Origin of the sequence: Streptomyces sp. NPDC102360 (assembly GCF_044766085.1) — a bacterium.
GTDB lineage: Bacteria > Actinomycetota > Actinomycetes > Streptomycetales > Streptomycetaceae > Streptomyces.
Window position 1 is genome coordinate 271,206 of sequence record NZ_JBIWLG010000002.1, and the last position, 13,089, is coordinate 284,294.

Annotated in this window: 8 protein-coding genes; 6 read left to right on the top strand and 2 right to left on the bottom strand. The window is 71.4% G+C overall.

Going from position 1 to position 13,089, the window contains the following annotated elements; all coding sequences use genetic code 11:
- Positions 1-6 precede the first annotated feature (6 nt).
- From ACIRHA_RS10810 to ACIRHA_RS10820, 3 genes are all read left to right on the top strand, one after another.
- Entirely contained in the window at positions 7-912 is a 906-nt protein-coding gene (locus ACIRHA_RS10810; protein WP_403842830.1) for a polysaccharide deacetylase, read from the top strand.
- A gap of 130 nt (positions 913-1,042) precedes the next feature.
- A complete protein-coding gene (locus ACIRHA_RS10815; protein ID WP_403842832.1) occupies positions 1,043-2,341 on the top strand; it encodes a purine-cytosine permease family protein in 1,299 nt (432 codons plus the stop codon).
- A 12-nt stretch (positions 2,342-2,353) separates the two neighbouring features.
- Entirely contained in the window at positions 2,354-3,805 is a 1,452-nt protein-coding gene (locus tag ACIRHA_RS10820) for an amidase (protein WP_403842834.1), read from the top strand.
- Here ACIRHA_RS10820 and ACIRHA_RS10825 read toward each other — a convergent pair.
- Positions 3,802-5,058, bottom strand: coding sequence for a lipase family protein (locus ACIRHA_RS10825; protein ID WP_403842836.1), 1,257 nt, complete (start codon positions 5,056-5,058; stop codon positions 3,802-3,804). The genes ACIRHA_RS10820 and ACIRHA_RS10825 overlap by 4 nt on opposite strands.
- Positions 5,059-5,358: 300 nt before the next feature.
- Here ACIRHA_RS10825 and ACIRHA_RS10830 point away from each other — a divergent pair, with 300 nt between their 5' ends.
- The 3 genes from ACIRHA_RS10830 to ACIRHA_RS10840 all read left to right on the top strand — a co-directional run bounded on the left by ACIRHA_RS10830 (position 5,359) and on the right by ACIRHA_RS10840 (position 10,845).
- The gene (locus ACIRHA_RS10830) at positions 5,359-8,229 is read left to right on the top strand and encodes a peroxidase family protein (protein WP_403842838.1); all 2,871 of its coding nucleotides are present in this window, start codon (positions 5,359-5,361) and stop codon (positions 8,227-8,229) included.
- Positions 8,222-9,631, top strand: coding sequence for a hypothetical protein (locus tag ACIRHA_RS10835; protein ID WP_403842840.1), 1,410 nt, complete (start codon positions 8,222-8,224; stop codon positions 9,629-9,631). Before ACIRHA_RS10830 ends, ACIRHA_RS10835 begins: the two co-directional genes overlap by 8 nt.
- 77 nt (positions 9,632-9,708) lie before the next feature.
- Entirely contained in the window at positions 9,709-10,845 is a 1,137-nt protein-coding gene (locus ACIRHA_RS10840; RefSeq protein ID WP_403842842.1) for a serine hydrolase domain-containing protein, read from the top strand.
- Positions 10,846-10,857: 12 nt separating this feature from the next.
- Here the strand turns inward: ACIRHA_RS10840 and ACIRHA_RS10845 are convergent, their stop codons facing one another.
- Positions 10,858-13,047 (bottom strand): MGH1-like glycoside hydrolase domain-containing protein, encoded by a 2,190-nt coding sequence (locus ACIRHA_RS10845; protein ID WP_403842845.1) that lies wholly within the window; start codon positions 13,045-13,047, stop codon positions 10,858-10,860.
- Positions 13,048-13,089: the final 42 nt, after the last annotated feature.

A 13,089-nucleotide genomic window follows, 5' to 3' on the forward strand; every position in this document is an offset into this window, starting at 1 on the left:
CCGTTCATGCCCAAGAACATCCAGATCGCCCTCGGTGTCGACGTCGACGCGGTCGCCGGCTGGCTCGGCTCCTACGGAGGCCAGGACTCCCCCAACGACATCCAGCGCGGCGTCTTCGCCGGCGAGATCGGCACCCCGCGCCTGCTGAAGCTCTTCGAGCGCTACGGCATCCGCACGTCCTGGTTCATCCCAGGACACTCCATCGAGACGTTCCCCGAGCAGACCCGGATGGTCGTGGAGGCGGGCCACGAGGTCGGCGCGCACGGCTACTCGCACGAGAACCCGATCGACATGTCGCCGCAGCAGGAGGAGGACGTCCTCGCCAAGTCGGTCGAGCTGATCGAGGAGTTCACCGGTCGCGGCCCGAAGGGGTACGTCGCGCCCTGGTGGGAGATGTCGGAGTCGACGGCGGCGCTGCTGCACAAGTACGGGTTCTCGTACGACCATTCGCAGAACTACCGGGACTTCACCCCGTTCTACGCCCGCGTCGGCGACGCCTGGACCAAGATCGACTACTCGGGCGCGGCGAAGGACTGGATGAAGCCGCTCGTGCACGGCAGCGAGGTGGACCTCGTCGAGTTCTGCGGCAACTGGTATGTCGACGACCTGCCGCCCATGATGTTCAACAAGCACTCCCACAACAGCCACGGCTATGTCTCGCCGCGCGCCCTCGAACAGGACTGGCGGGACCAATTCGACTGGGTGTACCGCGAGTTGGACTACGCCGTCCTGCCGATCACCCTCCACCCGGACGTCTCGGGCCGCCCCAACGTCCTGCTGATGCTGGAGCGCTTCATCGAGTACGTCTCCGGGCACGACGGCGTGTCGTTCGTGACGCTCGAGGACGCGGCCGACGAGTTCCGGCGGCGCTTCCCGTTCGACGGCACGGAGCGCCCCGCCGACGTGCGCTGACGTTTAACACGGACGCGGCCGAGGGCGCCCCAGCGGAAACACGCGGCGCCCTCCCCCGTAACACAACGCTCTTAAATTCACCGCCATTACGGTATACCAACGGCCTCCAGGGGCCCGTGTGGAGGACAAGATGGCCGGCGCAGAAGAGTACGAGCACACACCCGTCCCGCAGGCCGCGCGCAAGCCGCTCACGTCGGTGGCATCCGTCTGGTTCGGGTTCCCGATGAACCTCGGCAACGCCGTCTTCGGCGGCGTGATCGTCTACAACCTGGGCCTCGTGGAGGGCCTGCTCGCGATCCTCGCCGGCAACCTCGTGCTGTTCGGCTACGTCGGCGCCCTCAGCCACTACGCGGGCCGCACCGGCGAGAACTTCGCGCTCCAGGCCGCCGACACCTTCGGGCGCCGCGGCCGGATCGCCGCGGCGGGCCTCCTCGCCACCGTCGTGATCGGCTGGTTCAGCTTCCAGATCGGCCTCACCGGGACGACCCTTCAGGACACGCTCGGCTGGAGCCCCATGTGGGGCGCGCTGCTCGGCTGCGCGCTCTACACGCTGCTCACCGTCGCCGGGATCCGCGCCCTCGCCCTCGTCGGCGCCGTCGCCACTCCCCTGTTCGTCGTCCTCGGGGCCGTCGCCATCGGCTACGGCGCCGGGCACACGTCCGCCTCCGACGCCCTCACCTACCAGGGGGCGGGCAGCACCCTCGGCTTCGGCGGCGCCGTCGCCATCGTCATCGCCGGGTTCGCCGACTCCGGCACGATGACGGCCGACTTCACCCGCTGGTCCAGGAGCGGGCGCAGCGCGGTGGTCGCCACGGCCTTCGCCTTCCCGTTCGCCAACTTCGTCGCCTACGCGCTCGGGGGCGTCGTCGTCGCGATCGGCGGGTCCGCCGATCCCGCGGCCGACGGGGGCGGCTTCCTGCCGCTGCTCACCGGGCACGGCCCGCTGCTCACGGCGCTCGCCGTGCTGTTCGTCTTCGTCAACCTCGGGTCCGTCGCCTCGCACTGCCTCTACAACGGCGCCGTCGGCTGGGCCGCGCTCACCCCGGCGAAGATGCGCCCGCTGGCGCTCGGGCTCGGCGTTCTCGGGCTGCTGTTCGCGCTCAGCGGCGTGTGGGGCCACTTCGTCGACTGGCTGAACCTGCTGGGCGTCTTCGTACCGCCGATCGGCGCCGTGCTCATCACCGACCAGTACCTGCGCCGCCGCAAGGGATGGGCGGCCGACACCCGCGACTACCGGTGGAGCGCGCTCGGCGCGTGGGCGGCCGGGGCGCTCGTCGCGGGGCTCGCGCACTTCCTCCTGCCGGGCTCGATCGACCCGTTGTTCGGGATCGTGATCGCGGCGGTGGTGTACGCGCCGCTCGAACGCCGCACCCCGTCACGGGCCGCGGCCGAGCCCGCCGCCGGTCTCACCACCCCCACCACCGTCTGAGAGGCCCCTCACGTGAACCCCACCGACGCCGGCGAGATCTGCCGCCTGTCCGCAACCGAGACCGCCGCGCTGATCCGCTCGCGAAAGCTGTCCCCCGTCGAGGTCACGGACGCGGTGCTCGACCGGATCGACGCCGTGGACAAGGAGTTGGGCGCGTTCTGCACGCCCACGCCCGACCTGGCCCGCGCCACCGCCCGGCGGATCGCGGACGACATCGCCGCGGGCCGCGACACGGGCCCGCTGGCCGGTGTCCCGCTGGGCGTCAAGGACCTGATCTCCACCAGGGGCATCCGTACGACCTCGGGGTCGCACGCGTACGCGGACTTCGTGCCGGACGAGGACGACATCGTGGTGGAGCGGTCGGTCGCGGCGGGTGCCGTCGTCCTCGGCAAGACCAACGCCAGCGAGTTCGGCTACAGCGCGACCGGGCGCAACCCGCTGTTCCCGGTGACCCGCAACCCGTGGGATCCCGCCCTGACGCCCGGTGGTTCCAGTGCGGGTTCGGCGGCGGCCGTCGCGGCCGGGCTCGGCCCCGTGGCGCTCGGCAGCGACGGCGGCGGCTCGGTCCGGATACCGGCGGCGCTGTGCGGGATCTTCGGGTTCAAGGCCTCGATGGGGCGGGTGCCCGTGTATCCGGGCTGTCGCGACGAGCGGTATCCGGGGGTGTCGGGCTGGGAGTCGGTGGAGCACATCGGCCCGCTGACCCGCACCGTCGCCGACGCCGCTCTGATGCTCTCGGTGCTCGCCGGGCCCGACCCGCGCGACCGGCACTCGATCCCGTGCGCGGACGTGGACTGGACCGTGCGCCGTCCGACCGGGCCGCTGCGCATCGCCTACAGCCCGGACCTGGGCCGGGTCGCCGTCGACCCCGAGGTGCGCCGGGCGGCGGACGGCGCGGCACGGGTCTTCGAGAAGGACCTGGGCGCAGAGGTCGACCGGATCGACCTCCAACTCCCGGACTACAGCGCAGCGTTCGGCGCGATTATCGCGGCGGAGAGCGACCTGACGGGCATGCGGGCGATGGCCGGCCGGCTCGGCGACGCCATGTCCCCGCACCTCACCGCGCTGCTGCGCACCCCGTGGACCGCCGAGCAGTTCACCGACGCCAACCTCGTCCGCAAGGCGGTCGTGAACCGGGTCGCCCGGCTCATGTCGACGTACGACCTGATCCTCACGCCGACCGCCGCCGTCCCTGCGTTCCCCGTCGGAGTGCCCGGCCCGGAGCAGATCGACCGACGGCTGGTGCCCACGGACCACTGGACGTCCTTCACCCCGATCGCCAACCTCACGGGCCAGCCCGCCGCCTCGCTCCCGGCGGGCCGCACCCCCGAAGGGCTCCCGGTCGGCGTGCAGCTGATCGGCCGGCACCTCGCGGACGGCGCGCTGCTCGACGCGTGCGCGGCCTACGAGGAGGCGGCGCCGTGGCGGGATGTGTGGCCTCCGCTCAGCCCTGCCGCCGCCTAGCGAACGTCCCCGTACTCGCTCAACACCCCTTCCGGAGCAAGCGCGTTGACGTAGTGCGCCGGACCGTGATCGTCGAAGGAGTACTTGAACGGGAGCGTCCGCGTCAGGGCCAGGCGGGCCGCGAAGAAGGCGAGGGGGGCCACGACCGCGAGGCCCGCGAGGCTGTCCATCTGGGGGTAGGGCAGGGCGGGTTCGACCCGTTCGACCCAGCCCTCCTCGCGGGCGCGGCCGGGGATCGCCGTCATGCGCCGCAGCCGTCGCAGGGGGTTCGTGCCGGTGAGGAGGTCGCCGGGGAGGGATACCCCCTCGGCCGCCGCGTCGGCCGCGGCCGTGAACACCGCGTCGACCGCGCTGCGCGGCCTGCGGAAGTGGAACTCGCGGCCGAACGGGGCGTAGGGGCCGACGGGGCGCGGCGGCAGCGCGGGCACCACGTCGCGGTCGTAGATGTAGCGCAGGAACCTGTCACGCAGGAGGTGGGTGCCGTTGCTGTCGACGGTGTCCGCACAGGCGCGCGCCAGGCCTGGGCCGCCGACCATGGGCTGCCCGAAGGTGTAGACGGCGCGCAGCCGGCGGGCGATGTGCGCGTAGCGGGGCTCGTGGACGAGGGTGACCGCCATCAGGGCCGCCATGGCCGCGCCCAGGCTGTGCCCGGTGATGTAGAGCGCTTCGAGGCCCGGTCCGCGTGTGCCCTTCTCGTCGGGGTCGACGGACTCGCCGCGCACGGCGCGTTCCAGGGCCTGGAGGATGAGGTACCGGGTGGCGCGCATGTTGCGGTAGAAGCCCGCGTGCACCGCGTACTCGGCGCCGTCCAGGTCGACGGCGAGGGTCTCCGGGCGGACGTCGGCGTCCGTGAGGATGCTGATGATGTCCTCGGGCTGGGTGCCCCGGTAGCAGAGGATCGCGATCCGCCGGTCCTCGTCCTGGATCAGGTAGGCGGCGGAGGCGATGTAGAGCGCGTCGACGCGCTGCTCGAAGACGCTGACGCGGTTGTTCTCCAGGCCGAGCCGCGTCGCCATCATCGCGACGGTCTGCGCGTCGCCGCCCTGCTCGTAACCGGCGTACGCGTACGCCGCCAGGGTCGCCATCGTGTGCGGAAGCACGCCCGCCGGATCGGGGTGTTCCTTGTCCTCCCGGAGCAGGCGGGGCAGTTCGGGATGGACGGGGAAGGTGACCCTGCCCGGCTCGACGAACGTGGCCTCCTTGAGGGGGCGCAGGTCCGCGAAGGCGGGTCCTTGCACGATCGTGTGCCGCATGGCACCTCCCGTAGCGGGGGCTGTGCAGCACACCATCGACGCACCGCCACGTCAAGGCGTCGTCGATCGGCCATGTGCGGGACCTGCGGGTGGGGCGGGTGTGGGGCGGGCGCCGCGCGGTGCGGGCCCACCGGGTACCGACCGGGCGCTGACAGGCGCAAACCCCCCTGGCCGTACGGGAGTTCGCGCGCGCGTACATGGCGGGATCGAACGCTGTGGCAGGTCCGAGGGCGCCGATAGCGTCGCTGCCCCTCCCCCTGAACGGACCTTCCCCACGCACCTTCGACAGGGACGGCAATGATGGCCGAGAACGAACGTCAGCCACAGTACGAGCGCTACCAGGGCGGCAGTCCCGAGGCCGAGCGCCTCGTGTTCGAACGCCTCGCCCGCGAGATCATGCGGGTTCAGGTCGCGAACCGGCGGGCCAGTGGCGCCCAGGGCTTCGAGCGCACCTTCCACGCGAAGGCCGCGCTCGGCGTGGAGAACGCCCGACTGCGGTTCAACGACGACCTTCCGGCCGCGCTGCGCGGCGGCCTCGCCCAGCCAGGCGCCGAGTATCCAGCGACCGTGCGGCTCTCCAACGCGAGCGGCATGCGCGGCCCCGACGGAGCGCCAGACCTGCACGGGATCGCCGTGCGCGTAAAAGTGTCGGCCGAGCAGAGCCACGACCTGCTCGCGACCGGTTTCCCGGTGTCGCACGCCCGCGACGCCCGCGAGTTCGTGGCGTTCGCCAAGGCGCTGGCCGGGGCCCGCAATCCGTTGCAGAAGGCGTTCGGCCTGTTCGTGAAGTTGCCGATCGCCGTCGGCCTCGGCACCGCGAACCGGATGCGCCGCAACGTCCAGGCCGCGACCCGACACACCGTCAACAGCCTTGCCCGTGAGACCTATTGGAGCCGCGGCGCGATGCTGTGGAGCGAGGCGGGCCCGGTCCGCTTCCTGCTGCGGCCCGCCGTGGGCGGCGGCCCCGAACCGCGCCCCGACCGCCGCGACCCGAACTTCCTGCACCGGGAGCTCGCGCGCCGGCTCGCCCGCGGCGACGTCTCCTTCGACCTGTGCGTGCAGCGCTACGTCGACGAGCGGCGCACCCCCGTCGAGGACTGCTCCGTGGAGTGGAAGGAGGCGATCACTCCGCCGATTCCCGTGGCCCGGCTGACCATACCGAGCCAGGACATCACGACGGCCGAGGCCCGCTCGGCGGCCCGCCGCATCGAGGAGCTCTCCTTCAACCCGTGGTTCACCACGGACGACTTCCGCCCGCTGGGCAATCTCAATCGGGCCCGCAAGTCCGCGTACAAGGCGAGCAGCGCCCAGCGGCACGGCACCCGCTTCACGCCGCACGAACCGCTCAGGAACCGGATCCTGGGGGCGCCCGTCGGCCTCGCCTTCCGCGCCCTGAACCGGTATGTGCCGTGGCACCGGCTGCCGGTGGACCTGAGCCTGCTCAACCTGGTGTTCCTGCGGAAGGTGCTGCGCAAGCTGAATCTGATCGGCACCGATGTGCAGGAAGCACCGCCGAAGGCCGAGCCGGTACCCGTTCCGGTCGACGAGCGGCTGCGTACGGAGCGCTCCTACGACGGCACGTACAACGACCTGTCCGAGCCGAAGATGGGCGCCGTGGGCGCCGCGTTCGGGCGCAACCTCAAGCCCGTGTTCCGGCCCGACCTCTTCGACACCCCGAACCCGGTGACGGTCAGCCGCAGCCTGCTGGCGCGCGAGAGCTTCGTCCCGGCGACGTCGCTGAACATCCTGGCGGCGGCCTGGATCCAGTTCCAGGTGCACGACTGGGTCAACCACCGCCGCTACAAGCAGGGCGACAAGGCGGTCGAGGTGCCGCTGCCTCCGGGCGGCGGGACGTGGGTCAACACGCCTGGCGGGCCCGAGGAGAGCATGATGCGGTTCGCCGAGAACGAGGGCATCGAGCTGCCCGGCGACGAGCCGCCGATCCTCTTCGGGAACACCGCATCGCACTGGTGGGACGGCTCCGAGGTGTACGGCGGCGACGAGCCGACCGCGAAGCAGCTGCGCGAACCCGAGGGCGGGGCACGGCTGTTGCTGGACGGCGGGCACATCCCCATCGACCGGACCGGCATCCCGATCACCGGGTTCAAGGACAACTGGTGGATGGGGCTCAGCTCGATGCACACCCTGTTCGCCCGCGAGCACAACGCGGTGTGCGACGCGCTGCGCGCCGAGTACCCGTCGATGAGCGAGGAGCGGATCTACCACACGGCACGCCTCGTGGTCTCGGCGCTGATCGCGAAGATCCATACGGTGGAGTGGACGCCGGCGATCCTCGCGACGAAGGCCATCGACATCGGCCTGCGCACCAACTGGGAAGGGCCACCCAGGAATTGGCTGAACCAGCTGGGTCTGTGGCTGCTCGAATCGCACTCCCTGACCGGCATCCCGAAGACGATGCCGGACCACCACGGCGCCCCGTACTCGCTGACCGAGGACTTCGTCACGGTCTACCGGATGCACCCGCTGATCCCCGACGACTACGAGCTGCGCGAGCACCGCTTCGGGCAGCGCCTCGAAACGCTCGGCTTCAACGACATCCAGGGCGCGGCCGCCGAGAGCCAGATCCGCAAGACGGGTCTGGCGGACACCCTCTACTCGTTCGGCATCGCGCATCCCGGCGCGATCACGCTGCACAACTACCCGAAGTCGCTTACGCACTTCCAGCGCGAGGGCGAGATCATCGACCTGTCGGTGGTCGACCTGGTGCGCACCCGCAGGCGCGGTGTGCCTCGCTACAACGACTTCCGCGCAGGCCTGCACAAGGAGCGCATCCGCCGCTTCGAGGACCTCACGCAGGAGCCGGAGACCCTCGCACGCCTCAAGGAGGTGTACCGGGACGTCGACGAGATCGACACGGTCGTCGGCCTGTTCGCGGAGAACCCGCCCACCGGCTTCGGCTTCTCCGACACCGCGTTCCGCATCTTCATCCTGATGGCGACGCGACGGCTGCAGAGCGACCGCTTCCTCACCGTCGACTACCGCCCGGAGATCTACACGCCGCTCGGCATGGACTGGGTGGAGAAGGGCGGCATGAAGTCCGTGATCCTGCGGCACTGCCCGGACCTCGCGAGCCTGCTGCCGCGCGACGCGAGCGCGTTCGCGCCCTGGCGTCCGGTGCCGCCCGCGGAGAACGGTGGCGAGCATGGCTGATACCTCCTCGGGTCACCAGGGTCTCTCCTCGGGGCACCAAGGACTCGACGACCTGCTCGCGCGCCCGCTCCTGAAGACGATCTGGCGCCGCCGCACCCACCGGGTCTCCCGCGGCGCGTCGGTGCCCGCCGGATCCATGAGCTACAGCTCGAAGCACGAGCCGCAGCCGCTGAGCGAGCTGGAGGAGGCGCTGCTCATCGCCGTCACCGGTTCGACGGGTCTGACGATGCCTGACCGCCCCTTCGAGGATCCGCGCGACGGCAAGCCCATCATGTCCAAGCCGAACCTGACCATGACGGGCCGCACGGCCGGCAGCCCCGACAACGCGCAGGGCACGTACTTCTTCCTGATCAACGACAGCGGTACGTACTTCCTGCGCAGGCTGCCGGCGGCACCGCACGAGCCCTTCACCGCGGAGGCCCTGGTGGAGCGGGCCCGGCAGTCGAAGGTGAAGGTCCTCGACCACCGCCTGGACGTCGCCGAGGGCCTGCGCGACTTCCCGGCCTATCTGGACTCGAACCGCTTCCTGTCCAACCTGCCGGGGACGACCGTCCTGTTCCCGGTCGTCGACCTCTCGCACCAGTACATCAATGCCCTGATGTACCTGCTCACGCAGCCGGACGGGGCGCGTCCGACGCTCGTCGACGACCGGAACCTCTACCGTCCGGCGGGCGTCAAGAAGTGGATCGACAACGGGTTCCTCAACAAGGACCTGAAGCTGCCGCTCGGCGCGCTCGGCCCGATGCGCACCCAGATCGAGGCGGACCTGCTCCTCCAGACGGTGATGCTGACGGCGGAGGCGATGGGCCTCGGCGCCTGGATCCACGCGTCGCTCAACCCGCCCATCGCCCTCGGCGACCCCAAGTTCTCGAAGACGTACGGGAGGATGCTCGGCTTCACCTTCGTCACGCCGCGCTGGCGCCTCGCCGACCTGTGGCGCTGGCACGTCCCGCTGCCCAAGTACGCCAATCTGCGCTCGCACCCGGTGGGCCTGGCCGATCCGGCGACCGGCGAACCGCTGATCGCCGCCGCCTGCCCGCCCGCGCACGCCTCGATGTCGGACGCGGTCGACGCGATCGTCGACGCCAAGTTCGGCACCGGTGGCACGTACGGCGACAAGGACGTCTTCGCCCGTATCTACAAGGAGGACTACGGCCAGCGGTATCTCGCCGAGGCCAGCGAGTACGACGAGCGCGTCATCGAGTGCGCCCGTGACATCTGTACGTACATCCTGGCCACGCACCGCCGTTTCCCCGCGCACACGGACGCCATCCATGTGCCGGGGGTCTGGCTCCAGGCGCACCACGTGGAGGGCGAGTACTACGAGCGCTTCTTCACGAACGGGCTCACCGACGCGCACCGCGCGCACGACACGCTCTGGGACGGGGAGCCGATGAGTTGAACCGGTCCGGGCGGTCTTCCCTCTGTACGCTCACGCGGACACACCACCGCATCGCACACGCACTGGAGGACCGCCCGATGACCGAGACCACCGGCCTGGCCGAAGTCCTGACCCCACACGTGTCGAAGGGGCCCGTGCCGGGAGCCGTGGGCCTGGTGGCCCGCGGCGACCGGGTCGAGGTGGCGGCCGTCGGCCACACCGACACCGAGGGCGGGACGCCGATGGCCCGCGACTCGATCTTCCGGATCGCGTCGATCACGAAGCCGATCGTGGCGGCGGCCCTCATGACGCTCGTCGAGGAGGGCCGCATCGCCCTGGATTCGCCGATCTCGCACTGGCTTCCCGAACTCGCCGCGCCGAACGTGGTGCGCGATCCGGCGGGCCCGATCGAGGACGTGATCCCGGCGGCCCGCCCGATCACGGTCGAGGACCTCCTCACCTTCCGGGCCGGCTGGGGCTTCCCCTCGGACTTCTCGCTCCCCGCGGTACAGCCGCTCTTCGCCCTGATGGACCCGCACCACCCGCAGCGGGTGCCCGAGCCGGACACCTGGCTTGCCTCGCTCGCCGGGGTGCCGCTGCTGCACCAGCCCGGCGAGGTCTGGCTCTACAACGCGTGCTCGGACATCCAGGGCGTGCTCATCTCGCGGATGACGAGCGACTCGCTGCCCGACTTCCTCGCCGAGCGGATCTTCGAGCCGCTCGGCATGGTGGACACCGGTTTCGAGGTCCCTGCCGCCAAGCGCGACCGCTTCACCAGTTGCTACGTGCCCACGCCCGACGGCGGCGCCGAGCTCGTCGACTCCCCGGACGGCGAGTGGAGCGGTCTGCCCGCGTTCCCCTCGGGCGCGGGCGGGCTCGCCTCCACGGCGGACGACTGGCTGGCGTTCGCCCGGATGCTGCTCGCCGACGGCGGGTCCGTCCTCTCCGCCGACTCGGTACGCCTGATGACGACGGACCACCTGACCGCCGAACAGCGCGCCGCGAGCGGCCTGTTCACGGAGGGCGAGGGCTGGGGCTTCGGCGGCTCCGTCGACGTCACCCGCACCCACCCCTACAACGTGCCGGGCCGCTACGGCTGGGTGGGCGGCACCGGCACGGCCGCCCACCTCACACCGGCGACCGGGACGGTGTCGGTGCTGATGACCCAGCTCGGGATGGCCGGGCCGACACCGCCGCAGATCATGCGGGACTTCTGGACGTACGCGGCATCGTGAGCGCCTTCCTGGTCACTGCTCACCGGACAGGATCGGCAGCAGGGACGCCGCCGACCAGCTGAAGTTCGGCGAGTTGAGCGGGGCACCGGTCAGCGGGTCGTAGTTCTCCTGGATCGGGCGGTCGCCGGTCAGCCCCTTGGCGCCCGCGAGGAGCTTGCCGGTGAGGGCGTCGGCGTCCTTCGTGTAGCCGTAGCGGCGCAGGCCGCTCAGCGCGATGTAGGCGTGGTCGAACCAGACAGGTCCGCGCCAGTAGGCCGTCGACTCGAAGTACGGGGACGCCTTCGACACGGTCGGGAACGGCACGTGGGTGGCGAACTCGCCCGGATCGACCAGGCGTTGGCGTACGCGCGCCGCCTGCTCCTTGCCGGCCGCGCCCGTCCACAGCGGGACGGCTCCCTCGATGCCGCGGCCGCGGTCGGTGAGCGGCGCGCCGTCCTTCAGCGCGATGTCGTGGAACCAGCCGTCGGCCGGGTCGTAGAACTTCGCGCGCACGGCGGCGTTCGTGGCGTCCGCCTTCTTCCGCCACTTCGCGGCCTCGCCGGGACGACCGATCGCGTCGGCGATGCGCGCCAAGTAGGCCTGGTCCTGGGCGAGATAGGCATTGAGGTCGACAGACTCCTGGTCGAGCGAGTAGCCGAGCAGCGTGCCGTCGGCGGCGTGGTTGGCGACGACGGAGGTGCCGAGCTTGGCGTCGAAGCGCGGCGCGTTGTCCAGGCCGCTCTCCCACGCGGCGGCGAGGCGGCGCTCCTCGGCCGAGTCGTTGGCGGGGTCGACGGTGGCGCCGTACTCGGCGAGGCCGTCGTGGTCGTGGTCCCGGTTGCGGTACCACCAGGCCTGGTAGGCGGCGAGCTTCGGATACAGCTCCCGCAGGAAGGACCGGTCGCCGTTCTTGCGGTACACCTCCCACACGGACCAACTGGCCATCGGCGGCTTGGAGTTGCGCTCGTTCCAGTTGCCGCCGCCGCGCGCGGGGTCGTTGTAGAAGACGGCGTCGGGGACCATCCCGGCGTCCTGCGGGCGATCCTTGTCGTCGGCGGTGATCTGCCAGTCGAACATGGACCGGATCTGCGACTCGGCCAGCGCCGGGTCGAAGCGGGCGGTGCCCACGGCCTGCTTCCAGCTGTCCCAGGCCCACAGCCCGCCGGTGAACCACTTGTACGAGATGGAGGGCGTCACGCCGTCGTGCTTGATCTGCCCGGCCGCGGAGCGCCAGTTGGTGACCAGCGTCTCCAGCGCCTTCACGGCGGTACGGCGCCGCTCTGCGGGCACCCCGCGCGTGACCCCGGCGACGTAGCCGCGCCAGCGGGCGTCACCGGCGGTGGCGTACGCCTGCGGGGCGGCGAGCACGGCGCGCGCCCGCCGGGCCTCACGGGTGCGCTCGGCGGCGGTGAACGTATAGGACTCGGTCCAGTCGAAATGGTGCGCGGCGCCGGGGGCGAGGGTGAGCGGCGCGGCGGCCTCGGTCCGGTACGTGTCACCGTCGACGGTCGTGTGCACGGGGTCCTTGTGCGTGACCTCGAAGCGTTCGGTGCCGTCGGTGAGGTAGTCCCACTTCTCGCGCACCTTGGCGAAGTCGACGCCGACGCCGCGCTCGGTGGACTTCAGGGAGGGCGCTTCGCGCATGGGCGCCTTCTTCGGCCGCAGCAGGCTGCCGCCCCAGCCGACGCCGAGCGTGCGGGCGCTGTCCCCGTTGTTGCGCACTTCGGCACGCACCAGGGCCGTCCGGTCGGTGGCGAACCGCAGCTCGAGGTCGAGCGTGAGCCCGCGCCCGAGGTCGTACGACTGGAGCAGTCGACCGGGCTGTGCGGTGAAGCGGGGCGTGCCCCCGGCGGCGAGATCGAGGGTGCGGCCGCCCTCGGTGAGCCGCATCCGGCTGAACGACTTGCTCAGCCACCACGGGTACTCCTGCGCGATATGCAGCGGCCCGCTGAACCCGCCGTACGCGGCCCGGTCCCCGGCCTTCGGCAGCGCGTACGCGTGCCAGGCGCCCCGGTCCGAGAAGGTGCTGATGGGGTTGTTGTCCTCGTCGTCCCCCGGCAACGCGGCCTTCGGAGTGCCGTGCAGGTCGAGGACGTCGGCGTAGTCGGGCCCGGGTCGCGGCGCGGCGGAGGCGGGCGGGGCGGCGAGACCGGCGCCGCCGAGGAGGAGCAGGGCGGCGAGGGCGGTGCGGGTGGGCCGGCGGGCGGACTGATGAGCGGTCACGGGGCGGCGTCTCCTGTTGACATGAACCTGTGCGAGCGGGAT

Coding starts and splice junctions, on each gene's coding strand:
- ACIRHA_RS10810 (WP_403842830.1), top strand. CDS start 7: ATGCCCAAGAACATCCAGATCGCCCTCGGTGTCGACGTCGACGCGGTC.
- ACIRHA_RS10815 (WP_403842832.1), top strand. CDS start 1,043: ATGGCCGGCGCAGAAGAGTACGAGCACACACCCGTCCCGCAGGCCGCG.
- ACIRHA_RS10825 (WP_403842836.1), bottom strand. CDS start 5,058: ATGCGGCACACGATCGTGCAAGGACCCGCCTTCGCGGACCTGCGCCCC.
- ACIRHA_RS10830 (WP_403842838.1), top strand. CDS start 5,359: ATGGCCGAGAACGAACGTCAGCCACAGTACGAGCGCTACCAGGGCGGC.
- ACIRHA_RS10835 (WP_403842840.1), top strand. CDS start 8,222: ATGGCTGATACCTCCTCGGGTCACCAGGGTCTCTCCTCGGGGCACCAA.
- ACIRHA_RS10840 (WP_403842842.1), top strand. CDS start 9,709: ATGACCGAGACCACCGGCCTGGCCGAAGTCCTGACCCCACACGTGTCG.